At 72.0% G+C, this 24,125-nt stretch carries 17 protein-coding genes; 8 read left to right on the top strand and 9 right to left on the bottom strand.

Annotation, left to right across the window (positions count from 1 at the left end):
* Window positions 1-146 precede the first annotated feature (146 nt).
* On the top strand, window positions 147-1,610 hold the full coding sequence (locus tag ACFWYS_RS08370; protein ID WP_384764945.1) for a pentapeptide repeat-containing protein: 1,464 nt from the start codon (window positions 147-149) through the stop codon (window positions 1,608-1,610).
* Window positions 1,611-1,616: 6 nt separating this feature from the next.
* Here ACFWYS_RS08370 and ACFWYS_RS08365 read toward each other — a convergent pair whose 3' ends face one another.
* Both ACFWYS_RS08365 and ACFWYS_RS08360 read right to left on the bottom strand, forming a co-directional pair.
* The gene (locus ACFWYS_RS08365) at window positions 1,617-3,416 is read right to left on the bottom strand and encodes a bifunctional sugar phosphate isomerase/epimerase/4-hydroxyphenylpyruvate dioxygenase family protein (RefSeq protein ID WP_384764943.1); all 1,800 of its coding nucleotides are present in this window, start codon (window positions 3,414-3,416) and stop codon (window positions 1,617-1,619) included.
* Between the two features lie 96 nt (window positions 3,417-3,512).
* Window positions 3,513-4,400, bottom strand: coding sequence for a shikimate dehydrogenase (locus ACFWYS_RS08360; protein ID WP_384764942.1), 888 nt, complete (start codon window positions 4,398-4,400; stop codon window positions 3,513-3,515).
* Between the two features lie 169 nt (window positions 4,401-4,569).
* On the opposite strand from ACFWYS_RS08360, the gene ACFWYS_RS08355 reads away from it, so the two are divergent.
* Both ACFWYS_RS08355 and ACFWYS_RS08350 read left to right on the top strand, forming a co-directional pair.
* A complete protein-coding gene (locus ACFWYS_RS08355; RefSeq protein ID WP_384764940.1) occupies window positions 4,570-5,235 on the top strand; it encodes a TetR family transcriptional regulator in 666 nt (221 codons plus the stop codon).
* A 219-nt stretch (window positions 5,236-5,454) separates the two neighbouring features.
* Window positions 5,455-6,801 carry an MFS transporter gene (locus ACFWYS_RS08350; protein ID WP_384764938.1) on the top strand — a complete coding sequence of 449 codons (1,347 nt, stop codon included), beginning with the start codon at window positions 5,455-5,457 and terminating at the stop codon, window positions 6,799-6,801.
* Window positions 6,802-6,973: 172 nt separating this feature from the next.
* Here ACFWYS_RS08350 and ACFWYS_RS08345 read toward each other — a convergent pair whose 3' ends face one another.
* The 4 genes from ACFWYS_RS08345 to wecB are packed head-to-tail and all read right to left on the bottom strand — an operon-like array spanning window position 6,974 to window position 12,720.
* Window positions 6,974-9,154 carry a glycosyltransferase gene (locus tag ACFWYS_RS08345; RefSeq protein WP_384764936.1) on the bottom strand — a complete coding sequence of 727 codons (2,181 nt, stop codon included), beginning with the start codon at window positions 9,152-9,154 and terminating at the stop codon, window positions 6,974-6,976.
* On the bottom strand, window positions 9,151-10,968 hold the full coding sequence (locus tag ACFWYS_RS08340) for a hypothetical protein (RefSeq protein WP_384764934.1): 1,818 nt from the start codon (window positions 10,966-10,968) through the stop codon (window positions 9,151-9,153). Before ACFWYS_RS08340 ends, ACFWYS_RS08345 begins: the two co-directional genes overlap by 4 nt.
* Window positions 10,968-11,651 (bottom strand): class I SAM-dependent methyltransferase, encoded by a 684-nt coding sequence (locus tag ACFWYS_RS08335; RefSeq protein WP_384764932.1) that lies wholly within the window; start codon window positions 11,649-11,651, stop codon window positions 10,968-10,970. The genes ACFWYS_RS08340 and ACFWYS_RS08335 overlap by 1 nt, the downstream gene beginning before the upstream one ends.
* A complete protein-coding gene (gene wecB / locus ACFWYS_RS08330; protein WP_384764930.1) occupies window positions 11,644-12,720 on the bottom strand; it encodes a non-hydrolyzing UDP-N-acetylglucosamine 2-epimerase in 1,077 nt (358 codons plus the stop codon). Before wecB ends, ACFWYS_RS08335 begins: the two co-directional genes overlap by 8 nt.
* Before the next feature lie 144 nt (window positions 12,721-12,864).
* On the opposite strand from wecB, the gene ACFWYS_RS08325 reads away from it, so the two are divergent.
* The 3 genes from ACFWYS_RS08325 (at window position 12,865) to ACFWYS_RS08315 (ending at window position 16,944) form a co-directional block, all read left to right on the top strand.
* On the top strand, window positions 12,865-14,283 hold the full coding sequence (locus ACFWYS_RS08325; protein WP_384764928.1) for a glycosyltransferase family 4 protein: 1,419 nt from the start codon (window positions 12,865-12,867) through the stop codon (window positions 14,281-14,283).
* 6 nt (window positions 14,284-14,289) lie between these two features.
* Window positions 14,290-15,651, top strand: coding sequence for a nucleotide sugar dehydrogenase (locus ACFWYS_RS08320; RefSeq protein ID WP_384764926.1), 1,362 nt, complete (start codon window positions 14,290-14,292; stop codon window positions 15,649-15,651).
* A gap of 126 nt (window positions 15,652-15,777) precedes the next feature.
* The gene (locus tag ACFWYS_RS08315; protein ID WP_384764924.1) at window positions 15,778-16,944 is read left to right on the top strand and encodes a glycosyltransferase; all 1,167 of its coding nucleotides are present in this window, start codon (window positions 15,778-15,780) and stop codon (window positions 16,942-16,944) included.
* An 18-nt stretch (window positions 16,945-16,962) separates the two neighbouring features.
* On the opposite strand, the gene ACFWYS_RS08310 is transcribed toward ACFWYS_RS08315, so the two are convergent.
* Complete coding sequence (locus tag ACFWYS_RS08310; protein WP_384764922.1) at window positions 16,963-17,400, bottom strand: VOC family protein; 438 nt, start codon at window positions 17,398-17,400, stop codon at window positions 16,963-16,965.
* A 161-nt stretch (window positions 17,401-17,561) separates the two neighbouring features.
* Here ACFWYS_RS08310 and ACFWYS_RS08305 point away from each other — a divergent pair, with 161 nt between their 5' ends.
* Window positions 17,562-19,610, top strand: a complete 2,049-nt coding sequence (locus ACFWYS_RS08305) for a glycoside hydrolase family 31 protein (protein WP_384764920.1) — start codon at window positions 17,562-17,564, stop codon at window positions 19,608-19,610.
* Between the two features lie 121 nt (window positions 19,611-19,731).
* Window positions 19,732-21,471, top strand: a complete 1,740-nt coding sequence (locus ACFWYS_RS08300; RefSeq protein WP_384764918.1) for a hypothetical protein — start codon at window positions 19,732-19,734, stop codon at window positions 21,469-21,471.
* Here ACFWYS_RS08300 and ACFWYS_RS08295 read toward each other — a convergent pair.
* Together ACFWYS_RS08295 and ACFWYS_RS08290 are read right to left on the bottom strand one after the other, a co-directional pair.
* Window positions 21,458-23,557, bottom strand: a complete 2,100-nt coding sequence (locus ACFWYS_RS08295; protein ID WP_384764916.1) for a tetratricopeptide repeat protein — start codon at window positions 23,555-23,557, stop codon at window positions 21,458-21,460. The genes ACFWYS_RS08300 and ACFWYS_RS08295 overlap by 14 nt on opposite strands.
* Window positions 23,558-23,637: 80 nt before the next feature.
* Entirely contained in the window at window positions 23,638-24,087 is a 450-nt protein-coding gene (locus tag ACFWYS_RS08290; protein ID WP_384764914.1) for a PPOX class F420-dependent oxidoreductase, read from the bottom strand.
* Between the last annotated feature and the right edge of the window lie 38 nt (window positions 24,088-24,125).

Here is a 24,125-nt window from a genome sequence, read left to right as displayed (position 1 = left end):
GGCGCGCCCGGCGCCCTCGCCCCCCGCCCCCGGCGGCCCGCCGGCCGGCGCCCCCCGCCGGGCCGGGGCGGGCGTTTACAACACTGGCACTGACCCGGACGGCGGCGAGTTGACAGGTTCGACGGCCGGCGTCAGAGTCCCGGCTGATGGAGATCAACGATCTGACGCCGGCCGAACTGCAGGTATGGCACGCCTTCCCGCGCGGGGAGGTCGTGGACTTCCGCCCCGCGGCGGACGAGGACACGGCGACGGGAAGCGGCTGGGGCCCGGAACGCACGCTGCGCGCATCGGTGCTGAAGGCCTTACTCGTCAGCGCGCCCCAGGAGGACGGCGAGATCGCCGCACTCAGGGTCCTGGGCGCCCGGATCACCGGCGCACTCGACCTCACCCACGGCATCGTCGGACACCCGATCCGGCTGGCTCACTGCTACTTCACCGACCCGCCCGACCTCTACGACGCGCAGCTGCGCAGGCTCAGTCTGCGCGGCTCCGTGCTGCCCGCCCTGGACCTCGGCGGCGTGCGGGTCGAGGGCGTGGTGCGGTTGACGGAGTGCCGGATCCACGGGCCGGTGCACCTGAACGGGGCCCAGATCTCGGGTGCCCTGTTCATGGAGCGTGCCGAACTCACCGCCCGGGACGCCGATGAGCCCGTGCTCAAGCTCACCCAGGCGTCGATCGGGGACGAGTTGTCGGCGACCGGGCTGAGAGCGACGGGCGAGGTGCGGCTCAACGGCGCGCATGTCTCGGGCTCGATCAACCTGGACGGGGCACAGCTCAGCCGCCCCGGCCAAGTGGCCCTGGACGCGGTGACCCTGGGCGTGGACGGCGACGTCCTGCTGCGGCGCGTGGACGTCGACGGGTGGATAGGACTGCGGGGCGCCCGTATCGCCGGACGCCTCGATCTGTCCTACGCGCGCCTGTCCAACCCGGGCGACATGGCGCTGCGGGCCACCAGTTGCACCGTCGGGGAACTGTGGCTGCGCAGGGGCGATCCGCTGGACGGCGGTCTCAATCTGCGCCGGGCCCAGATGGACGTCCTGTTCGTGGAGCCGGAGAAGCTGCCGGACCGGATCCGGCTCGACGGCCTCGGCTACACCACCCTCACCCCGCACGAGCCCGCCGAGCGCCGCCTGCCCATGCTGGAGCGCGAGATCGACGGCTATGTCCCCCATGTCTACGAGCAGTTGACGGCCGTGTACCGCCGGATCGGTGACGACAACGCGGCCCGCCTCGTCCAGCTCGCCAAGCAACGCCGGCAGCGCACCACCCTGCCCTGGTACGGCCGTCTGTGGGGGCACGTCCAGGACGCCACCGTCGGCTACGGCTTCCGTCCGATGCGCGCACTGGCCTGGCTGCTGTCCCTGCTCGCCGTCGGCTCCCTCTCCTTCGCGCTGCACGCGCCCCCACCGCTGAAGGCGGACGAGGCACCGGACTTCAACCCGGTCTTCTACACCCTCGACCTGCTGCTGCCGGTGATCTCCTTCGGCCAGGAACCGGCGTTCGCCCCGCAGGGCGGCCAGCAATGGCTGTCGTACGTCCTCGTCCTCACCGGCTGGATCCTGGCCACGACCGTCATCGCCGGCGTGACCCGGACCGTCAGCCGTCAGTAGGCCCGGTCACCGCACCGGCCGCCCGGCGTGCTGGGCGGCCAGCCGCACCGGCGCGTTCTGCGCGCCGTAGCCCCGGTAGCCGTCCCGCTGCACGAGCTCGAAGAAGACCCGGCCGACCGTCACCGTGTAGCAGTGCCGGAACTCGCCGTGTGCGTCACGGTCGTAGAGGATGCCCAGTTCGCGGTAGGTCTCCAGCTCGCCGTCGGCGAACTCGTGCCGTGCCGCCAGGTCGTCGTAGTAGTTGGCCGGGATCGGCAGCAGCCGTCCGCCCGCCTTGGTGAAGCGGCGTGCGGCGGCGACCACGTCGTCCGTGGCCAGCGCGATGTGCTGGGCGTGCACGGTGTCGTCGGCCGGCGCGGCGCCCACGCTCAGGGCGATCCGCACCCTCCCGTCGGCGTCGGTGACGGCGCGGCTGCGCATCAGGCCGTACGGGTCGGCGACGTCCACGCTCTCCTGGGCGTGCAGACCGAGGACGCTGCGGTGGAAGAGGGTCGCCTCGTCGTAGTGGTGCCAGGGCTGGGTGAGCGCGAGATGGTCGATGCGGTGCACTCCGGGGGTCGCCGCCTCGTGCTCGACGTCCATGAAGTCGGTGCGCCAGTCCGGGAGTTGGCGCCGCCCCTGCGCGGCGCAGAAGAAGAGCTCCGTGCCGTCGGGCGCCGCGACCGCGTCCAGCACGGCGTCCTGCGGGGCGCGGCGCCGCGGCAGCACCGGCGCCAGCAGGGCCTCGGCACGGCGGGCCGCTCCGGCCGGGTCCGGGGACTCCAGGCCGATGGCGGCGAGTCCGGTGCCGTCCCGGCGGGCGGCGCCCGCGGTGTTGACCAGGATGCGGGCCTCGCCCTGCTGCCAGAGATCGACCGGCTTGCTGCGGTGCCGGGCGGTACGGGCGAAGCCCAGGGCGCCGAGCAGCGCCGAGACGGGTTCGGCGTCGGGCGTGACCAGCTCGGCGAAGGCGACGCCGGTGGGGACCACGGGGGCGGGCGGGGCGGCGATCCCGACCGTCTCCTGGAGCACGAGCAGCGAGCGGTGGGCGTCCACGGCGGTCGGCCCGGCCTCGGCCTGTCGGAAGACGTCGTTGAACACTTCCAGCGAGAGCGGCCCGTCGTACCCGGTGTGCAGTACCCGGCGCACGAGATCCGCCACATCGAAGCCGCCCTGCCCCGGGAAGCAGCGGTAGTGCCGGCTCCACTGCAGGACGTCCATCGCGAGCAGCGGGGCGTCGGCGAGCTGAAGGAAGAAGATCTTCTCACCGGGGATGTCCGCGATACCGTCGAGATCCCCGGGCCCGGAGCAGCGCGACAGGATGTGAAAGCTGTCCAGACAGGTGCCGAGCGCGGGATGGTCGGCTGCCTCTACGATGCGCCAGGCATGGCCGTAGGTGTTGACGTGCCTCCCCCAGGCGAGCGCCTCGTACGCTACCCGGATCCCGAACTCCTGGGCCAGATCAGCCAGTTGGCGCAGGTGGTAAGCGGCGAGCGCGTCGTCGTCCACCGCGAGCGGATGGACGCTGGAGCAGACAAGGACGGTGTCCGCACCGAGCCTGCCCATCAGCTCGAACTTGTGCCGGGCACGCCGCAGATTCCGAGCGAACTCGTCGGCGGGCACGGCCTCGATGTCCCGCATGGGTTGATAGAGATCAACGGTGAGCCCGAGATCGGCACACCGAGTGCGGATCTCCTCGGGGCTGAGGGGACTCGCGAGCAGATCGTTCTCAAAGATCTCGACACCGTCGAACCCGGCCCGGGAGGCGGCGGTCAGCTTCTCGGTGAGCGACCCGCTCAGAGAGACGGTCGCGATGGACGTACGCATGGATACGTGCTCCTTCAACATGCCGCACTACAGCACCCTCTAGGGGCGCGGGGAACTGCGCGACCAGCCACAACCGGCCCGCAGCGTTCAAACGGCCTAACCCGCCGAGCTCTCCACAACCCCGGCCATCTCCGCAATGTCCGCCAACATGCACACACTGTCCGGCTCACGCCCGGTGAACAGCCGAAACGCATCCGCAGCCTGGAAAACAGCCATCCCACCCCCGTCCAAAGCGGCGCAGCCAACCGCACGCGCCGCGCGCAGCAGCTCCGTCTCCAGCGGCCGATAGACCACCTCGGCAACCCACAACCCGGGATGAAGCAACTCCGCAGCGAAGGGCAGGCCAGGGTGCGCGGCCATACCGGTCGGCGTGGCATGCACGACGCCGTCCGCCGCACCGAGCAACCGGGCCAACCGATCCGGCGTGGCCGCGGCAGCGCGCCCCGCACCGAAGTGCCGGTTCAGCGCGTCGGCGAGACCGACGGCCCGGTCACTCAGCGCGTCGACGACAGTCACCCGCTCCACGCCGAGCGTCAGCACGGCATGCGCGACAGCCGCCCCCGCTCCCCCCGCCCCCAGCTGCACCACCCGCTCCAGCGGAGCGTCCGGCAGCCCGCGCGCGAACGACGCGGCGAAGCCGGTGACGTCCGTGTTGTGGCCGACGGCCCGGCCGTCCTCGAAGACGACGGTGTTGACCGCGCCCAGTGCCTCGGCCTGCGGGGCGAGCACGTCCAGGTGCTCGATGACGAGCTGCTTGCAGGGGTGGGTGATGTTCAGCCCGTCGAAGCCCAGGTCACGGGCGGCCCGCACCAGGTCGCCCACCGCCTCGGGCGGGACGCCGAGCGTGTCGATGTCGATGAGCCGGTACAGATAACGCAGACCCTGCCGGTCGGCCTCCCGCTCGTGCAGCGCCGGGCTGAGCGAGGGGCCGATGCCGGACCCGATCAGGCCGACGAGATACGAGTCCTTGGCGTCCTTGGCCACCGGGGGACCTCCTGAGCGGCTCATTAATGTACGAACTGGTGAGTTAGTCATAGCAGGCGGTACCGGAGCTTGGGAAGACCTGCCCCGGCACGAGGAGCGCGAGGGCTTCTACAATCACCGGCACGCGGGTGGGCCACCGGGGCGCACTCGTCCTCGCCGAAGGAAGCCGATGACCAGCGTCGAAGAGCCGGCACGCGCGAACGGGCGGACCCGTGACGCCGCCCGCACCAAGGCCGAGATCCTCGACGTCGCGACGCAGGAGTTCGCCCGCGCCGGATACGACGGCGCCCGGGTGGACGAGATCGCCGCCCGCACCCGCACCACGAAGCGGATGATCTACTACTACTTCGGCGGCAAGGAGCAGCTGTTCACGGCCGTCCTTGAGCGGGCGTACGGCGTGATCCGGGAGGCCGAGCAGGGGCTCGACGTCGAGCATCTGGACCCGGTCGCCGCCATCCGCCGCCTGGCCGAGCTGACCTTCGACCACCATGAGCAGCACCCGGACTTCATCCGCCTGGTCAGCATCGAGAACATCCACGGGGCCGAGCACATCGCCGCCTCCGAGAAGCTCGGCAAGATCGGCTCGCCGGCCCTGGACGTGATCCGCCGGATCCTGGCGTCGGGACAGCGGTCCGGCCTGTTCACGGCCGACGTCGACGCCGTCGACCTGCACGCGATGATCAGCTCCTTCTGCTTCTTCCGGGTCTCCAACCGGCACACCTTCGGCGCCCTGTTCGGCCGCGACCTGGTCGATCCGGCGCAGCGCGAGCACTATCGCGCGATGCTCGGCGACATGGTGATCGCCTACCTGACGGCGGAGCGCGCGGCGGACTGAGGTCGCGCCGAAGCCGCGCCGAAGTCGTCGCGAAGTCGCTCGGCGCCACCTCTTGACACGCGGGAAACGTGGGCGCAACATCCGTAGCCACCGCTACTAACTACCCAGTGGGTTAATTAGCCGGGACCCGGCACCTCCCCATCTGGCACCTCCCTCTCCTCGCCTTCTCACGTTTCCGCTCACTCCGCCTATGTTGGAGCCCCCTCGAAGGAGCACGCCGTGTCCGTCCCCGTCCCCCAAGCCCCGCCCGGGCAGCCGAGGAAAGCCGCCACCGCCGCCTGGATCGGCAGCGCCCTTGAGTACTACGACTTCTTCATCTACGGCAGCGCGGCGGCGCTGATCTTCCCCGAGGTCTTCTTCGACGAGTCCGACCCGGCGACGGCCACCCTGCTGTCGCTGGCCACGTTCGGTGTGGCGTACGCGGCCCGGCCGATCGGCGCGCTGTTCCTCGGTCACTTCGGCGACCGTGTGGGCCGTAAGAAGATCATGGTCTTCACGCTGATCCTGATGGGCATCTCGACGTTCCTGATCGGCTGTCTGCCCACCCGGGACCAGGTCGGCACGCTCGCGCCCGTCCTGCTGGTGCTGTGCCGGGTGCTCCAGGGCATCTCGGCGGCCGGCGAGCAGGCCAGCGCCAACTCGATGACGTTGGAACACGCGCCACCGCACCGGCGCGGCTTCTTCACCAGCTTCACGCTGAGCGGCACACAGGGCGGGCAGCTGCTGGCGACGCTGGTCTTCATCCCGGTCGCCGCGCTGCCGGAGGAGCAGCTGCTGTCGTGGGGCTGGCGGGTGCCGTTCTGGATGAGCGTCGCGGTCGCCGTCGTCGGCTATGTCATCCGCCGCAAGCTCCAGGAGACGCCGGCCTTCGAGCAGCAGGCCGCCACCGAGGGCGTCGCCAAGCTGCCGCTCGCGGTGCTGATGCGGGAGCACTGGGCGGACGTTCTGCGGGTGATCGCCGGTGCGCTGGTCGCCTCGGTCAGCACGATCTTCACGGTGTGGGCGCTGTCGTACGCGACGAGCGACTCGGTCGGGATGAGCAAGTCGTCGATGCTGTGGGTGGGCGCGTTCGCCAACCTGGTCGCTCTCGCCGCGATCCCGCTGTGGGCCACGCTGTCGGACCGTATCGGCCGCCGCCCGGTGTATCTGATCGGCGCCGCCGGCAGCGCGGTGATGATGTTCCTCTACCTGTGGTCGATCTCCACCGGCTCCTACCCGCTGACCCTGCTGCTGGGCATCGTCACCTTCGGTGTGGTCTACAGCGCCGCGAACGGCGTGTGGCCCTCCTTCTACGGCGAGATGTTCTCCACCCGGGTCAGGCTGTCCGGCATGGCCATCGGCACCCAGATCGGCTTCGCGGTCGCCGGTTTCGCGGTCACCTTCGCCGCGCAGATCGCGGGCCCGAACGGCGACGACTGGTCCGCGGTGGCCCTCTTCACGGCGGCCCTGTGCGTGCCGCCGGTCGTGGCCGCGCTTTCCGCCCGCGAGACGGCGAAGATCCCGACGGAGCAGCTGGGCGAGCGGACGGCCGGGCAATCCGCGCAGCCGACAAAGGTAGCGGCCTGAAAACACCGGGTCCCCGGACTCCGCAAGGGCTCCGGGGACCCGGTCACTGAGCACCCCACCGCGGTGTCGCGCCTTTGAGGGGCGCGGGGCGGTATCAATATGCGGCTCCGCCGCGTGGGCGCGACCAGCCCCCACCGGCCCGCAGATCAATCAAAGCCCTCCCGGCGGAGCGCTACGCACACAACAACTCCGTCCAGGTCTCAGCCACCCGATCCAACGAGAACCCCTCCCTCACCTGCACCCGGGCCAGCTCCCCCGCCGCCCGCCAGTCCTGCTCCTCCAACACAGCGATCGCCTCCGCCATCGCCTCAGGGCTGTCATGAATCCACCGCCGGTCATAGATCTCGTCCGCCCCGGGCCAAGGCAGCAGCGAAGGCACCGCACCCGAGGCCATCCCCTCGGCGGGCGCGAGGTGGAAGCTCTCGTCGTCGCTGGTGGACAGCACATGCCCGACCCGCCGCAGCCAGCCCGCCACGTCCGGACCGAACGAGTCGAAGACGACGGCCCCTTCGAGCAGCGGTGAGGTCTGCATCCGGCGCAGCACGTCCTCGTAGTGGGCGCGCTCCTCGGGCTTGTTCCAGATCCACCAGTACTCCCACGGCGGCTTGGACTTGACCGACAGATGCCAGCGCGGGTCGTGGGCGCGCAGCGCCTCCAGGACGTCGAGACCGAGGTCGAGGCGTTTACGGCTGGGCGCGATGCCGATCATGCCGAGGCGGTGGTGGGCGCCCGGTGCCTTGGGACGGTCGAGCTGGTCGGTGTCGACCCAGTTGGGGACGACGACGATCTTCGACGCGGGCCAGCCGGTGTGCTCCCGGGTGCGGCGGGCGTAGTACGGGCTGACGCACACCACCCGGTCGACGGCGTCGATGTCGACCTGGCGGGGCCACGGCGCGTCCAGCTCGAAGCGGTGCAGCCGTACGACGAGCCGGCTGCCGCGCCGCTTGTGGCGGCTGTACCAGACGGCGGCCGGGCCGCACCACTCGACGACCACCACGTCCGCCCAGTCGGCGAGTTCCCGGCTCGTGTCCGGGTCGTGGCGGGAGAGGGCGGGCCAGGCGTCGACCCGTACGTCGAGGCCGGGAGTCGAACGGAAGTGGTCGAGCAGCCGGGTGAGGAACTTCAGGTCGTGCCCGGCGATCCCCACGCGCAGGGGCCGCTGACGCCTCATCACCCCGGTGGGTGCGGCGGGGAAGGCCCGGGCGAGGTGGGCGCGCCAGCGGGCGGCCGCTCCCTCCAGGGTGTACTGGCGGGCGGCCGTGCGGCAGCGGTCGGCCGCGAGACGCCGTGCCTCCGGCTCGCGCACGGCCCTCGCCACGGCTTCGGCGGCGTCGTCCAGTCCGGCGCGTCCGGGCACGAACAGCGGATAGTCGGTGCCGAGCAGCGCCTCGTGCGCCGGGGTGCGGTTGAGGACCACGGGCAGGTTCAGCGCCCCGAACTCCAGGACCTTGGTGGACAGTTCGAGGCTGGAGTCGAGCACCGGGTCGCGCCAGCCGAGGCCCAGATCGCAGTCGGCGGCGATGCGCATGGCCTCCTCGCGGGGCTGTCCGCCGTGGTGGTGGACGCCGGGGGTGCCGGCCAGGGCCCGTGCCATGTCCTCCTGGAAGTCGGGGTGGGACGCGTCGTCGTGGATCTTGTCGCCGACGGTGTGCAGTTCGGCGGGGACGCCCCGTTCGGCGAGCAGCTGCGGCAGCCGGGTCATGGGCAGGGTGTTCCAGCGGGGCGCGAACTTGCCGGTGTAGACGAGCCGCAGCGGGTCGTGCGGCCCGTCCCGGTCGGGCACCTCGAAGTCCGGCTCGGGCACGGCGGGCGGACTGAGCACACACTTGCCGCAGGCCTCGGGCACCCAGGTCTCCAGGAAGCAGCGCAGCTCCTCGGTCTGGCACAGGAGTCGGTTCGATGCCTCGGCGATCCTGGTGAGTTCCGCGCGGGCCGACTCGGTCATCTCGGCGGCCGACTGCGGGATGTCGGTGAGATAGGCCCAGATCCGCCCGTCGAAGGTGCCGTCGGCGACGACCCGCGAGACCAGTCGCCGGCCGCGCAGCACCAGCAGATCGCAGGGGTCGTCCTCGTCGAGCCGGATGAGCACCTGCGCCGCCTGCACCGGCGACATCGGCCGGTCGGCCAGGCCCGGCAGCCACCGCTCCTCGTGCGGGCGCACCAGGGTGACCCCGGACAGCTCGGCCAGCGGATCGGTCAGCCGGCCGGTGCGGACCGGGGACTTGAGGACGAGCCGGCTCTCGCAGCCCGCCCGCGACAGCGCCTGCACGGTCGACTGGGCCCACACGGCGGAGCCGTCGATGAGGTTGAGGTCGACGTCGCCGTAGACGAGCGCCCGCAGCGTACGGCTCATGACGGTTCCTTCCCGCGCACGGCGAACAGACGGTGCCCCCGACCGGCCCAGCTGTCCGGCGCCGTACCGGACATGTGCAGCGCCCGGCGCGCGAGCAGGGGGTGCAGCGACGGTACGAAGACGTAGTCGTCGGCGGCCGGTGTGTGACCCACGGCGTCGGCGCCGGAGTACTCCTGGGCGCACATCAGGTCGAGCAGCAGGGTGTCGGGCCGGTCCTCGGTGAGGTCCGTCCAGTCAGCGACCCAGGGTGCCAGGGGCGGCCCCTGCCGTACGGTCACCCCGGCGGCGGTGAGTTCCTCCAGCCCCGCGGGATCGGGCACGACGACCTCGGCCGGGCGGTGCAGCTGGCCGAGCACCTGGCCGACGAGCCGGGCGACATCGGTACGGTCCCCGGGCGCGGCCAGCACGGCGACGCGCCGCTCGTCCAGCGGATCCGGGGCGCCGGACAGCCGCGCGAGCCGCCCCAGCCGTACCCGGGTGCTGTCCTCCCGGAACACCTCGCGCAGCCGTTCCCGGCCCTCCGCCGCCGGGTCGAGCCGGGCGAGCCGTACGCCGGTGTCGGCGTCGACCACCGCGTCCCAGGCGAACCGGGCCAGCCCGGGTGCGGCGGAGGGCGGAGCGTCCCGCCACAGTACGGCCGACCGCCCCAACACCCTTGCCTCGGCGAGCAGTTCGGCCAGTGTGCGGTCCAGGTCGGGGGCCAGCCCGGTGCCGGTGAGCCACCAGGGCCCGTCGCCGGTACAGGCGCTCAGCTGTACGAGGAGCACGTCCGGGTCGGTGCGCTGCAGGAGCAGCCGCCCGTCGTGCGGCAGCAGCCGGTTGACGACCACCTCGGCCGCGAAGTCCTCGGCGGTGGCGGTGGTGAGCACTCCGGCCACGACGAGACGGTCGCGGGGCGCCGAGGTCAGGGCACGATGGGCGAGGTGGAAACGGTCGTCCACGGGCGCGTCCGGCTCGGCCTGCGGCTTCGCCGCACCGCTGGACGCCTGCCCCGCGGACCGGCGCCGCCCGCGCCACAGCCCGTACAGCTCCCCCGGCAGCCGCGCCGCCCGCCGCTTCGGCGACCGCGCCGCCGCCACCAGCGCCTTCCCCACCCGGAGCGAGGTCGACCCCTCCAGCATGTGCACCCGCGCCTGCAGCACCTCCACCCGCTCCCGGGCCGACCGCAGCGCCGCGGCGAGCTGTTCCTTCTCCCGTACGGCGGCGGCCAGCCGGTCGGCGATCCCGTCCTGCCCGGCGCCGCCCCGGGTCCGCTCCGCCTCCTCGACGCTCGCTTCGAGATCCAGCACCCGCGCGCGCAGGGACCGGGAGGCGAGGTCGGCGAAGACGTACTCGTCGGCGATCCGCAGCGCCGTGGCATGACCGTCGGACGGGACGGGACGGCCGAAGAAGTCGTGCGGCGGCAGCAGTTCGTCGGTGCGCGCGATGATCGCGCCCGCGTGCAGATGGACGTAGTCGAGCGGCGCCGCGCGCAGGACCTGGCAGCGGTGGGCGACCAGGTCGTCGAGGAGCCGGTGGTAGGGAAGCTCGGAGCCACGGTGGCCGAACACGATCAGCCCGCGCGCACCGGGCCGCAGCCGCGCCAGTACGGCACGACAGGCGTCCTCACCGCCGTGCAGCTCGGCGTCGGGACCGTAGGAGAGAAGCGCCAACTCCCCCTCACCGACGGGCTGTTCGTCTCCCTCGTCCTGGTCGCGCAGGGTGACGCCGGGTGGCAGATGCAGATACGGCTCCAGGCGGAGGCGCCCCCGGGTCGTGTCCACCACCGTCGTGACGCCGTCGAGGTGCGGATGGAGCAGGTCGGTCAGACGCATCAGCGGGTCCTCGTGAAGACGTGGAAGCCGACCCGGTCCTCCCGGAAGCCGTACGGGCTGGAGAGGATGTGCCGCAACCCCAGCGGCTCCAGTTCGGCACGGTAGGCGGCGATCGGGCGGTGCACGACGAGCGCGTCGGGGTTCGGGGGCTCGGCGGGGACCTCGTCGGTTGCGACGTCGGTGACGATCAGGCGGCCTGCGACCCGGACCAGCGAGGCCAGGTTGCGCAGTGCGGCCCGCCACTCCTCGTCGTCGGGCACATGGAACAGGACGTCCACACAGACAACGATGTCGTACGGCCAGGGACTGCGCCACTCGTCGAGAGCGGCGACGGCACAGCGCGGACCGCCGCCCTCGGCGCGGGCATGCTCGATCGCGTGCGGGCTCGTGTCGAAGGCGTCGACCCGATGCCCGCAGCGGGCCAGGGCTCTGGCGAAGTACCCCTTGCCGCAGCCCGCGTCCAGCACGAACAGCGGGGCGGCCGGGCTGGACAGGTCGCCGATGAGGGAGAGCAGCGTGCCGAGCCGCCGGGCGTAGAAGATCTCGTTGGCGGGACGGTCCAGCCCGAGGTGCGCGCCGGAGGCGAGCTCGTCGTGGCCGGCGTGGCGGGCGTCCCAGTACGTGCGGGTGCTGTTGGCGTGCGTACTGGTGGTGCCGTCGTACGTCCGTGTGTCCTCAGCCATGGCGCTCCAGCCACCCCGTGATGACATGGGCGATCCGGCCGCCCGCCCGGCCGTCCCACAGGGGTGGCCCCTCCGTGTGCGGCGCTCCCCCGCCTTCCAGCACCTTGCGCAGAGCGGGCACCAACTCCCCATGTGTGACAAGCCTGTTGGTGCCGTGGGTGACCGTGACCGGGCGTTCGGTCGTCGTGCGCAGGGTCAGACACGGGACGCCGAGGACGGTCGTCTCCTCCTGCACGCCGCCCGAGTCGGTGATCACCACGGCGGCCCCGCGCACGAGGCTCATGAACTCGACGTAGCCGAGCGGATCGAGCAGATGGACGCCCGGCGCGTCCGCGAGACCCGCCGCCCGCAGCGCCTGTCTGCCCCGCGGGTGCAGCGGTACGACCAGGTCGAGATGGCGGGCGGCCTCGGCCAGGACACGGGCGGCGGCCGCGGCGGCCTCCGGGTCGTCGACGTTGGCGGGCCGGTGCAGGGTGACGACGCCGTAGCGCTCGGGAAGCCGGTGGGCGGCGCGGGCGGCCGCCGGGTCGAAGTGCTCCATATGGGTGAGCAGGGTGTCGATCATCGGGTTCCCGACGAAGTGTGTCCGCTCGGCGGCGATCCCCTCGCGGGCGAGATGCCCGACGGCCTCGGGGCTCGTGACGAACAACAGCTCCGCCAGCTGGTCGACCAGACGCCGGTTGACCTCCTCCGGCATCGCCATGTCGAAGCTGCGCAGCCCCGCCTCGACATGCGCCACCGGGACGCCCAGTTTGGCTGCGACGAGGGCCGCGGCCAGCGTCGAGTTCACATCGCCGTACACCGTGACCAGGGCCGGGGCGCGGGCGGTCAGTTCGGCCTCCAGGGCCATCAGGAGGTCGGCGGTCTGGCGGGCGTGGGTGCCGGAGCCCACGCCCAGGTCGGTGTCGGGTTCGGGCAGGCCGAGCTGCCGGAAGAAGACGTCCGACATCCGGGCGTCGTAATGCTGGCCGGTATGGACGAGCACCTGGTCGCAGCCTGCCGCGGCGAGGGCGCTCACGACCGGTGCGGCCTTGACGAAGTTGGGGCGGGTGCCTACGACGTGGAGCACGCAGCCGTTCATAGACCTTTTCTCCGACTCAGTCCTGATGGCTCGGTCGCCTACGGGCGCGCGCCATGTGCCGGTGTCGGCGGGGCGGCTTACCTTGGCGATATGTCCCGGAATCTTCCACTTGCCCTCAGTCTGGCCGCCTCCGTGGCAGTTGGCGAGCTGCGCCAGGATCCGGTGCGGGCCGCTCTGCTCGCCGTACGGCTGCTGCCGGGGCGCGCCCGGCGCGGGGTGCGGCCGCTCGAAGTGCGGCTTGCCGGGCGGGCGCGGGCCGCGGGGCCGGTCGCCACGCCTTCCGCCGCCCGGGTGCCCGCGCCTGTCGGGCGGCCGCTGCGGCCCGTGCCGGGCCGGGTGCTCCATCTGGTCACCAACGGGCTGCCGTTCCGGCACGCCGGCTACACCGTGCGCACCCAGAAGCTGGCCGAGGCGCAGCTGGCGGCGGGACTGGACCCGCATGTCGTGACCCGGATCGGCTTTCCCGTGACGCAGGGGGTGCTGGACGCCCGCCCGTCGCAGCACGTGGCCGGGGTGCCGCAGCACCGGCTGCTGCCGTTCCGGCTGCCCTACGGACAGGCCGCGGCGCTGGCGCGTAACGCCGAACTGGCCGCGCGGCTGGTGGAACGGCTGCGGCCCGCCGTACTGCATGCCGCGTCCGACCACGGCAACGGACGCGTGGCACTGGCCCTGCGGGAGACGTACGGGCTGCCGGTGGTCTACGAGGTGCGGGGCTTCCTGGAGGAGACCTGGCTGACGCAGGCGCCGGGCCGCAGCCGGGAGGACGAGACGTACCGGGTCCGGCGTGAACTGGAGACGCACTGCATGCGGGCGGCCGATCTGGTGCTGACGCTGGGTGAGGCGATGAAGGGCGAGATCGTGGCGCGCGGGGTGCCCGAGGAGCGGGTGCTCATCGTGCCGAACGCCGTGGACGACGCCTTCCTGGCCCCGCTGCCGGACGGGGCGCCGGTGCGGGCCCGGCTCGGGATCGCTCCGGACGAGTTCGTCGTCGGCACGGTCGGCAGTCTCACCCCGCACGAGGGGATCGGCACATTGCTCCATGCGGGTGAAGAGCTGCGTCGGCGTGGCGTGCCGCTGCGGTTGCTGATCGTCGGGGACGGGCCCGAGCGCCCCGCCCTTGAGGCGCTGGCCGGCCGACTGGGCCTGGACGACGGGGTCGCGCTGTTCACCGGGCGGGTGCCACACACCCAAGTCCGTGACTACTACGCGGCGTTGGACGTGTTCGCGATGCCGCGCACCGATGAACGCGTCTGCCGGCTGGTGACCCCGCTCAAGCCCGTGGAGGCGATGGCGAGCGGTGTGCCCGTGGCCGCGAGTGATCTCACGGCGCTACGAGAACTGGTCGAACCGGAGGTTAACGGACGACTAATTCCCAACAAATCGCCAAAATCCTGGGCTGATGAACTTGAATCGCTCATTTACAGTCAAAAGCGGCGGACAGAGTGGGGAGCAGCCGCCCGCGCGATGGTCGCGCGTGACCGCACCTGGAAGCAGGTCGCCGCCACCACTCGTGAGGCGTACGGCGCCCTTGGATGCCTTGAGGCGGGGTGAATCCCTATGCAGGCCGACCAGACCGAACCGCTCGGGGAAGCGAGCGAACCGCTCGGAGAACCTCCCGGAGAACTCCTCGGAGGATCCCTCGGAGAAGCAGAACGGCCCGATCACGTGGAACTCGCGGTGATCGGGCTGGGATACGTCGGACTGCCGCTCGCGCGTGAGGCGGCGTCGATCGGCCTGCGGGTCGTCGGGCTGGACCGCGACCCCAGGGTCGTGGAGGCGCTCAACACCGGGCACTCCCATGTCGACGACGTCTCCGACGAGGACGTCCGCCGGATGCTGGCGGCCGGCTTCGCGGCGTACACGGACGACGCCTGTCTGGCCCGCGCGCAGACGGTGGTGATCTGTGTGCCGACCCCGCTCAGCGAGGACGGCGGGCCCGATCTGAGCGCGGTCAGATCCGCCGTGCGCACGGTGGCGGGCCGGCTGCGGCCCGGGCAGCTCGTCGTGCTGGAGTCGACCACCTATCCGGGCACCACGGAGGAGGTCGTGCGCCCGCTCCTGGAGGAGTCCGGGTTCAAGGTCGGCTCGGACTTCGCGCTCGCCTTCTCACCGGAGCGCATCGACCCGGGCAACACCACGCACGGACTGCGCACCACACCCAAGGTGGTCGGCGGCTGCACCCCGTCGTGCGCGGCGCGTGCGGCGGCCTTCTACGGCAAGCTCGTCGACACCGTCGTACAGGCGAAGGGCACCCGAGAGGCCGAGATGGCCAAGCTGCTGGAGAACACCTACCGGCATGTGAACATCGCCCTGGTCAACGAACTCGCCGTGATCAGCCACGAGTTGCACGTCGACCTGTGGGACGCGATCCGCTGCGCCGGCACCAAGCCGTTCGGCTTCCAGGCGTTCCGGCCCAGTCCCGGCGTCGGCGGGCACTGCATACCCATCGACCCCAACTACCTTTCGTACAAGGTGCGTTCGTCCCTCGGCTACGAGTTCCGGTTCGTCGAACTCGCCCAGGAGATCAACCGCCGGATGCCGGAGTACGTCGTGCGCCGCGCCCAGGACCTCCTCAACACCGCAGGCCGGCCGTTGCACGGCTCCCGGGTGCTGCTGCTCGGGGTCACCTACAAGCCGGACGTGGCGGACCAGCGGGAATCGCCCGCGGTGCCGGTGGCGCGGCTGCTGCGGGAGCGGGAGGCCGAGGTCTCCTTCCACGATCCGCATGTGCGGCTGTGGTCGGTGGACGGGGCGGGCGTCCCGCGCGTCGACGACGTCACGGCGGCGGCGCGCGAGCACGACCTGACGATCCTGCTCCAGGACCACTCGGTCTACGACCTTCCGGCCCTCGGCGACGCGGCCCGGCTGCTGTTCGACACCCGCGGGCGGATCTTCCGGCCCGACGTCGAGGTGTTGTAGCGCCACTTCCAGGTGTCGCAGGCCGAGGCCGTCATCCTCGACGCCCGCTTCCTTCAGGGCCGTCAATCCTCAGGCCGTCATCCTCAAGGCCGTCGTACTCGGGGCAGTCGAAAGGTGCGTGCTCTGATGCGGATACTCGTGGTCACCGTCGTCCATCACCCCGAGGACGCCCGGATCCTGCACCGGGAGATCGCCGCACTGCGGGAACGCGGGCACCGGGTCGTGTACGCCGCGCCGTTCGCGTCCCGCCAGGTGGCACCACGGCGGTACGTCGAGGGCGTCGACCTGCCCCGGGCCGCCGGCCGGGACCGCCGGACGGCACTGCGGGCGGCCCGCACCCTGCTCGCCGAGCGGGGACCCCAGGCGGACGTCGTCCTGCTGCACGACCCGGAGTTGCTGCTCGCCCTGCCCGGGACACTGCGCCGTTGGCGGCGCGGCGGCCGGGTTCCGGTCACCGTGTGGGACGTGCACGAGGACACGGCGGCGGCACTGGTGATGAAGCGCTGGCTGCCCAGGCCGCTGCGGCCGCCGCTCCGCCTTGCCGTGCGGGCGGCGGAACGGCTGGCGGAGCGGCATCTGCGGCTGCTGCTCGCCGAGGACGCCTACCAGCAGCGCTTCCGCCGCCCGCACCCCGTCGTCACCAACCTCACCACAGTGCCGCCGGACCGGCCCGAGCCGCCCGGTGACGACCGGGTCGTCTACCTCGGGCACCTCTCCCGGGCGCGCGGTGCGCTGGAACTCATCGAGACGGCACGGCTGCTGGCGCCGGACATCCACGTCGAGGCGATCGGCGCGGCGGACCCCGAGGTGCGGGACGCGCTCGCCGAGGCCGACCGGGACGGCGTACTGCGCTGGCACGGCTATCTGCCCAACGACCGCGCCCTCGCCCTGCTCTCCGGCGCCCTGGCCGGCCTCTCCCTCCTCCACGACCAGCCCAACTACCGCCATTCGCGCCCCACCAAGGCCGTGGAGTACATGGCCCACGGCGTCCCCCTCGTCACCACACCCACCCCGCTCGCGGCCGGCCTGGTCGAGCGCTACGGCTGCGGCCTCGTCGTGCCCTACGGCGACCCGGCCACGGCGGCGGAGGCCGTACGGCGTCTGCGCACCGACCCGGAGATGCGTCTGCGCGCCGCCACGCGGGGCTGGGAAGCGGCCCTGACCCACCTCAACTGGGCCGACCGTGCGACCGAGTTCGTGATGTGCCTGGAAGCCTGGGTGAAGGAGGAGGCCGGGACGACGGGCGCCGATTCCGCGACCACGGTGACGGGCGGCGCGACCCGCACGGCCTGAGTCACACCGCGGGGCCCGTCACACCGCGGCAGCCGCTGCGACGCAGAACTCGTTGCCCTCCGGGTCCGCCATCACCAAGTGATGGCCGTCGACCGTCTCCCGCACGCTCGCGCCCGCACGCACCAGGCGCTCGGCCTCCACCCGTATGCGCTCCCACCGCTCCTCCGGGCCGCCATGCCCCGGCACCCGGATGTCGATGTGAAGCCGGTTCTTCGCCGTCTTCGGCTCGGGCACCTTCAGTATGGACAGACGGGGGCCGACGCCGTCCGGATCGCAGAGCCACGCGCCGTCGTCCGCGGAGTCGTCCTCGGGCAGGTCGAACTGCGCGAGCCACTCCTCGCGTGTCGCGAAGGGCGGGGGCGGCGGCTCGTCGACATACCCGAGAGCCGATTTCCAGAACGTGGCGAGGAGCTGTGCGTCCGCGCAGTCAAGCGTGAGATCGAATACGGCTGCCATACCAGGACCGTACTGCCCACCACTGACAACGGCCCCGTTGACAGTAGACGTTTGACGCAAGACCATCGGCCGCGACGAGCAGAAAGAACAGCCCTGCGGCACAGCGACCCCACGACCCCACGGTTCTCCCGTCTCCCGTCTCCCGCAGAAGGACGTGAGTGGTGCGCCTCCCCTCCCGCAAGTACGGCTCTCTGCTGGCCGCCACCCTCACGGCGGCGCTGCTGCCGGCGACCGCCCTCGGCACCCCCGCGCCGGAGTCGCACACCAGGGTCTCGGAGTCGCGCGACGCGGTGAGGCTCACCTCACCCGGCTACTCGGTCTCCGTCCGCACCGACGGTCAACTGGCCCTGACCACCCGAAGATCGGACCGCACGGTACTCACCACCGGTCCCGAAGCCCTCCGCTTCCACAGCGGCGGCACCTGGCAGCACGCCACACGGCTAACCGACTGGCGCTGGCAGGCAGGCGTGCTCACGCTGACCGCGGACACGACCCTCCCGGGCGCACACGTCGAGGCCCGTCTGACACCCGCCTCCGACCGCTACCTCCTCGACTGGGAGGTCAAGGGCGTCAAGGCCACCGGACTCGGCCTCACCTACGACCTCTCCTCCGCCGGCCACTGGTACGGACATGGCGAGACCGCCACCCCCGCCGGCGGCCCGTACACCGACCAGCCCTGGCCGCTGGACGCCGGGCGGGTCGAGCAGGAGGACTTCAGCGCGGCGTCGTACCAGATGGTCGACCCGTTCTGGTACACGGCGAGTTCGGCCGGTCTGTACGTCGACACCGGCGACACGATGGACGTGTCCCTGAACGCGGGCGGCGACGGGCTCGGCCGCTTCACGGTCGAGTCGGGGGCGACGTACAAGGCGACGGTCTTCGTGGAATCCACTCCGCGCGCCGTCTACCGCGACTACATCGGCATCGTCGGCAGGCCGCGCCAGAGCGACGCGACCTACGAGCAGTACGCCAGGCCGCTGTGGAACTCCTGGGCGCAGTTCTACACGAAGGTCGACCAGGCCAAGCTCCTGGACTACGCGACCGACCTGCATGACAACGGACTTGAGGGCCACACCGTCCAGCTGGACGACAAGTGGGAGTCGAACTACGGCAACATGACCTTCGACCCGAAGGCCTACCCGGACCCCAGAGCCATGTCCGACCGGATCCACGACCTCGGCTACGACTTCGGCCTCTGGGTCACCCTGTGGATCAACCTGGACTCCGCCAACTACCGGTACGCCGCCGACCACGACTATCTGCTGCGGGACGCCACCGACCCCGCCAAGCCCTGCACGGTCAAATGGTGGAACGGCACGGCGGGCATCGTCGACCTCGCCAACCCCGAGGCGAAGGCCTGGTACCGGAGCAACCTGCGGAAGCTGATGGACACCTACCGGGTCGACGGCCTGAAGTTCGACACCCGCTTCTTCGACGACCACTGCACCGGCCGCGACGGCAACACCCGCACCGACTACCAGCGCCTCGGCTCCGAACTCGCCGACACCTACGACCTCCAGGGCGCCGGCATCCGTGTGCACTGGGGCAGGCCCGCGCACGAGTCCGGCTTCGTCATCCGGCAGATCGACAAGGGCACCGGCTGGAACTCCCTCCGGGCGTCCGTCACCCAGAACCTCGCCCTGTCCACCATCGGCTACCCGTTCATCGAGACCGACATGATCGGCGGCTCCCTCGGCCGGCCCGCGCCGACGAAGGAGGTACTGGTGCGCTGGGCGCAGTCGGCGTCGTACATGCCGCTGATGTACGCCTCCACGTCCCCCGTGGACACGATCGACCCGACGACCGGCCAGAAGGTGGACTACGACGACGAGACCGTCGCCCTGTACCGGGAGGCGACGGCCCGCCATGAGCGGCTGGCGCCCTATGTCTGGGACCAGGTGCGCGACACGCTCAGGACCGGGGATCCGATCGTCCGCCCGCTGTTCTTCGACTTCCCTCGGGACAGGGCGGGTTACACGATCGACGACCAGTGGATGCTCGGCCCGGCGGTACTGGCGGCACCCAATCTCACCTCGTCGCCGTCACGGGACATCCACCTGCCGCCCGGCACGTGGTACGACGTCAACCGCGCTACGACGGTCAAGGGCCCGGCGACCCTCACGTCGTACCCGACCCCGCTCACCGTCACGCCCGCCTTCGTGAACCTGCGCGCCGAGGGGGCCGACGAGGCGCTGCGGGCGCTGCGCTAGCCGAGGAGGGGGAGCTTCGCGCGTACCGGCCGGATTCAGGGGCGGCCGGCACGCGCGAAGTGGGCGTTGACTATCGTTGCCCGATCATTCGATCGGTCGGGGACGGGAGGCGGGCGGAAGCGTGGCGGGGGCCGGATGGATACGGGTGCCGGTCGGGGACGACGCGGCGCGGTGGGCCACGCGAGGGAAGACCCGCAAGGTGCTCCTCGTCGTCCACAACGTGACCTCCGCGACCCGGCTGCTGGATGTGCTCCCGCTCTTCCACGACGACCTCAGGGTGCAGTTGCTGGTGACGTGCCCGGGGTCATCGGCGTTCCGGGCGGGGATCGCGGAGTTGCTGGCGGACACGGGGGTGCCCGTAGTGCCGTGGGAGCAGGCGGTCGAGACGCCGGTCGCATTGGCGGTCTCGGCGAGCTTCGGCGGTCAACTCCGGGAAGTATCCGGCATATTGACCGCATTGTCGCACGGCGTCGGATACACTAAAAGGCTGCCGACACCCGACACCCGACACCCGACGGTCGGCGGGCAGCGAGCGGGGTCGGATCCGGTCTTCGGGCTGTCACCGGAGTGGCTGCTCGACGAGGCCGGGGAGCCGGTCGTGGACGCCTTGGTGCTGTCCCATCCCGAGCAGTACGAGCGGCTGCGCACCGCATGCCCCGAGGCCGCGCCCACCGCAGTACTCGCCGGGGACCCCTGCTGGGACCGCATGCTGGCGGCCCGCCCGTACCGCGAGCGCTACCGTCGCGCCCTCGGCGTGGCCCGGGGGCAGCGGCTGCTCGTCCTCAACTCCACCTGGAACCCCGAGTCGCTGTTCGGCGACGGCGGCGGCGATGACGTTCTGCCCTCCCTGCTGCCCCGCCTGACCTCGGAGTTCCCGGCGGACGAGTACCGCCTCGCGGCCGTCCTACACCCCAACATCTGGCACGGTCACGGCCCCGGCCAGATCCGCGCCTGGCTCGACCGCGCCCGGCGTGCGGGCCTGGCCCTGATCGACCCCCTGCACGGCTGGCGGCAGGCACTCGTCGCCGCCGACGCGGTGATCGGCGACCACGGCTCGGTCACCTACTACGCCGCCGCGCTCGGCACCCCGGTACTGCTGGGCGCCACGCCGCTCGCCGGACTGGCCCCGGACGCCCCGGTGCACGCCTTCGTCCGCACGGCACCCCGCCTCACGCCCGCACTCCCCCTGCGCCCACAGATCGAGACGCTGCTCGACGGCCACCGCCCGTCGCCCGAACCGGCCGAGTTCATCAGCTCCGCCCCCGGCGAGTCGGCGACCCGGCTTCGGCGCCTCTTCTACGACCTGATCGGCATCCCCGAGCCCGACGGCCCCGCCCGCCTCGAACCGCTCCGGCTGCCGCCGTACGAGCCCGCGACACCCACCGTGCCGCTCATGGTCCTGACCCGGCTCCTGGGCTCCGGCGAGATCGCGGTCACCCGGTACCCGGGCCCGCATCCGGCGCCGTACGGCACGACCGGCGAAGCCTCGCACCTGGCCGTGCACGAGGACACCCGCGAGGTCGACCAACTCGCCCTCGCGGACGTGGTGTTCCGATACGGGGCCGCCGACGACCCGCGCTTCGTGTCCCCCGCGCACTGGACGGGCGAGGTCCTCGACCGGCATCGGCACTGTGCGCTCGCTGCGTATGTCACCGGGCCGGGGGCCTGTGTCGTCAGGAGCCGTTCCGGGGCGCTGCTGCGGCTGGAGAGCGGGCCGGGCGCGGACGCCGATGCGGCGGTGTACGCCTCGGCGCTGCATGCGTGGCTGGGAGCGGGCAAGTCGCCGGAGGAGCTCGTCGGGTCGGGGCTGACGGTGCGCACGGGTGAGCGCGCCCACCCGGTGACCGTCACTCCGGAGTGACGCACCGCTCCCGCAACTCGCGCAACCGCCGCACGTGATGGTCGGCGTTCTCCGCGCCGAGCAGGCCGATCGCCTCGTCGATCAACGGCAGCGCCGCGCGGGGCTCACCGGCGTCCAGGCGGAACGTGGCGAGGTCGGTGAGCGTGCGGGCGGTGTTGTAGGCCTCGTGGCGGCCGCGGAAGAAGTCGAGGGCACGCTGAAGGTACTCCTCCGCCGCCTGCGGACGTCCGAGCTGCCCCAGCGCGTGCCCCCGATGCCGGTCGAGCAGCGCCAGGGCGCGGGGCAGGTCGCCGTGGCCCACGTCGGCGGGGCCGATGGTGTTGTAGACGGAGTGCGCCTCCTCGAAGCAGGCGTACGCGTCGTCGAACCGCCACTGCCGCAGCCGGAGGATGCCCAGCATCTCGACCGCGGAGGCGTGACCGCGCACATGTCCGGCGGCCCGTTCGTCGCGGGCGGCGGCGCGCGCCTCGCCTTCGGCCTCATCCCAGCGACCCAACTCCATGAGGCAGTGGGCCAGCTGGAAGTGCAGGGCGCCTGCCGTGCGGGTGCCGGGGAAGTGTTCGTCGGCGATGCGTGCCGCGGTCTCCAGCGCGGGCAGGGCCACGTCGAGGTGACCCGCCTTGAGCTGAAGGGGCCACAGAGCCTGGCCGAGCAGGGCCGCCGTGTCCCAGTCGTGGAACTCCTCGGCCGTCCGCATCGCCTCGACCAGGCTCGGCGCCTCGGCCACGAGAGCGGCGACGGCCGCGCCGTGATCGGGGAAGGTGAACGACGACGGCGCCGACGGGACCCGCCAGCTCTCGGGCAGCGCCGCGCGGGCCGCCCCGACGGCCAGGTCCCGGTACCGCTCGACGACCCGGGTGACGGCCGCCGAGCAGGCCGGGATGCGGTCCGTCTCGGCTGCCAGGCGTTCGGCGTGTGCGCGCACGGAAGGGCGGTAGCGGTAGCGGCCGATGCCGGTGCGTTCGACGAGCAGCGCCTCGGCGAGGTGCTCCAGGAGCCCGGCGGCCTCCGACTCCTCGATGTCGGCCGCGCGCGCGGCCGTGGCGGCATCGAGCGCGGGCCACTGGCGGAGTCCGGCCAGGCGGAAGAGACGGGCCGCGGCAGGGGTCAGCAGGCGGTACGAGTCCTCGACGGCGGCACGCACCGGGTCGTCGCTCGCGGGCACGGCGGGGGCCTCCGGACGCTCGGGCAGGGACAGGCGGAGTGCGGCGGCGTGCAGGGCGTAGGGGATGCCGGCGCAGCGGTCGAGCACGGCGGGCAGTACGCCTCGGGAGGCGCTGACGACGGACTCGTCGGCGATGCGCTCCACCATCAGACGGGCGTCGCCCTTGCCCAGTGGACCGACCGGGACGGACTGCGCACCCAGGCCGACGAGCGGGCGCTGAGCCACCACGATGGTGAAGACCGTGGGCGCCGAGGTCAGGAGGGGTTCGATCTGTGCGAGGGACCTGACATGGTCGAGGACGAGGAGGACCCGACGGTCGGCCAGACAGCGCCGGAGCAGGTCGACACGGCCTTGCGCGTCGTGCGGAATCTCCTCATCCCGCAGCCCCAGTTGGCGCAGAAGGTTGCCGAGGGCCGCCTCGGGCCCGACATCGCGCAGGTCGACGTACAGCTGTCCGTCGGGATAGCGGGCGGTCTGCCGCCAGCCCCAGTGAAGGGCGAGCGTGCTGCTGCCCATGCCTTCCAGGCCGTGCAGGAGGGCCAGCCGCGGGCGTCCGTCGTAGGTGCGGGTCGCCTCCTTGTCCAGCTTCTTCATGGCCTTCTCGCGGTCCGTGAAGTAGCGCGGGCTCGGTGGCAGTGACGGACGCAGCAGCCCCCGGATCGCTCCGGGGACGGGCACGCTGCGGGCGAACGACAGCCAGGCGTCGGCGAGTTGGGGGTCCTCCCGCAGACGCTGGTGCACCAGACGGGCCACGTCGTCCCGCTCGCCGGGCGTGGTGGGCGCGGCCACCTCCCGCCCGGCGATCCGCCGGACCAGTCCGCCCGCGTACACCCAGGCCGACTTGCCGGCCTCGCCCAGGAATCCCGTACCGACACCGGCGAGGACCCCGCTGATCGCGCCCACCGACAGCAGATCCATCATGCCGCGCACTCCCCCGCCCGTGACTCCACACCATCCGCTGTGGATCAACCCTAGCGGCAGGCACGGGAGGTGACGCGGGGTCAGCCCCGGTTGCCGCCCTTCGGGATCCCGTACACCCGCTCCACCCGCAACCGCAGTACCAGCCTCGCGTCCCGGACCATCGCCGCCCGGAAGTCCTCCCAGTCGGGATGCTCGCCCAGGACGTCCCGGTAGAGCCGGACGAGTTCCTCGACCGTGGCGTCGTAGGGGTCCTGCGCGACCGGCGAGAGGTCGGCCGTGCCCTCGGCGACGGTGTACGCCCAGCGGTCGGGGGTCGTGACGTGGTACGACGCCCTGGGGTCGCGGCGCAGGTTGCGGGTCTTGGCGCGGTCGTCGGTGATCGAGACGCGGATGAGCCGCTCGTCGGGGTAGTAGGCGTGGCCGACGTTCGACAGCTGCGGCCGGCCGTCGCGCTTGAGGGTGACCAGCACCCCGCCGTGGCCCTCGGAGAGCAGTGCGAGCAGTGCGTTCTGGGTGGCGTCCTCAGTCATATCCGGATCAACCCTGACGAGCGGCTCACGATTCCCCT

The organism is Streptomyces sp. NPDC059010 (genome assembly GCF_042740355.1).
Taxonomy (GTDB): domain Bacteria; phylum Actinomycetota; class Actinomycetes; order Streptomycetales; family Streptomycetaceae; genus Streptomyces.
The sequence above is the reverse complement of the archived record's forward strand: the minus strand, read 5'-3'. Positions and strand labels throughout refer to the sequence as shown.

What these genes read in the sequence shown, in the direction of transcription:
- ACFWYS_RS08315 (WP_384764924.1), top strand. Translation starts at nt 15,778, where the DNA reads ATGCGGATACTCGTGGTCACCGTCGTCCATCACCCCGAGGACGCCCGG.
- ACFWYS_RS08310 (WP_384764922.1), bottom strand. Translation starts at nt 17,400, where the DNA reads ATGGCAGCCGTATTCGATCTCACGCTTGACTGCGCGGACGCACAGCTC.
- ACFWYS_RS08370 (WP_384764945.1), top strand. Translation starts at nt 147, where the DNA reads ATGGAGATCAACGATCTGACGCCGGCCGAACTGCAGGTATGGCACGCC.
- ACFWYS_RS08335 (WP_384764932.1), bottom strand. Translation starts at nt 11,651, where the DNA reads ATGGCTGAGGACACACGGACGTACGACGGCACCACCAGTACGCACGCC.
- ACFWYS_RS08320 (WP_384764926.1), top strand. Translation starts at nt 14,290, where the DNA reads ATGCAGGCCGACCAGACCGAACCGCTCGGGGAAGCGAGCGAACCGCTC.
- ACFWYS_RS08295 (WP_384764916.1), bottom strand. Translation starts at nt 23,557, where the DNA reads ATGATGGATCTGCTGTCGGTGGGCGCGATCAGCGGGGTCCTCGCCGGT.
- ACFWYS_RS08345 (WP_384764936.1), bottom strand. Translation starts at nt 9,154, where the DNA reads ATGAGCCGTACGCTGCGGGCGCTCGTCTACGGCGACGTCGACCTCAAC.
- ACFWYS_RS08365 (WP_384764943.1), bottom strand. Translation starts at nt 3,416, where the DNA reads ATGCGTACGTCCATCGCGACCGTCTCTCTGAGCGGGTCGCTCACCGAG.
- ACFWYS_RS08355 (WP_384764940.1), top strand. Translation starts at nt 4,570, where the DNA reads ATGACCAGCGTCGAAGAGCCGGCACGCGCGAACGGGCGGACCCGTGAC.
- ACFWYS_RS08290 (WP_384764914.1), bottom strand. Translation starts at nt 24,087, where the DNA reads ATGACTGAGGACGCCACCCAGAACGCACTGCTCGCACTGCTCTCCGAG.
- ACFWYS_RS08340 (WP_384764934.1), bottom strand. Translation starts at nt 10,968, where the DNA reads ATGCGTCTGACCGACCTGCTCCATCCGCACCTCGACGGCGTCACGACG.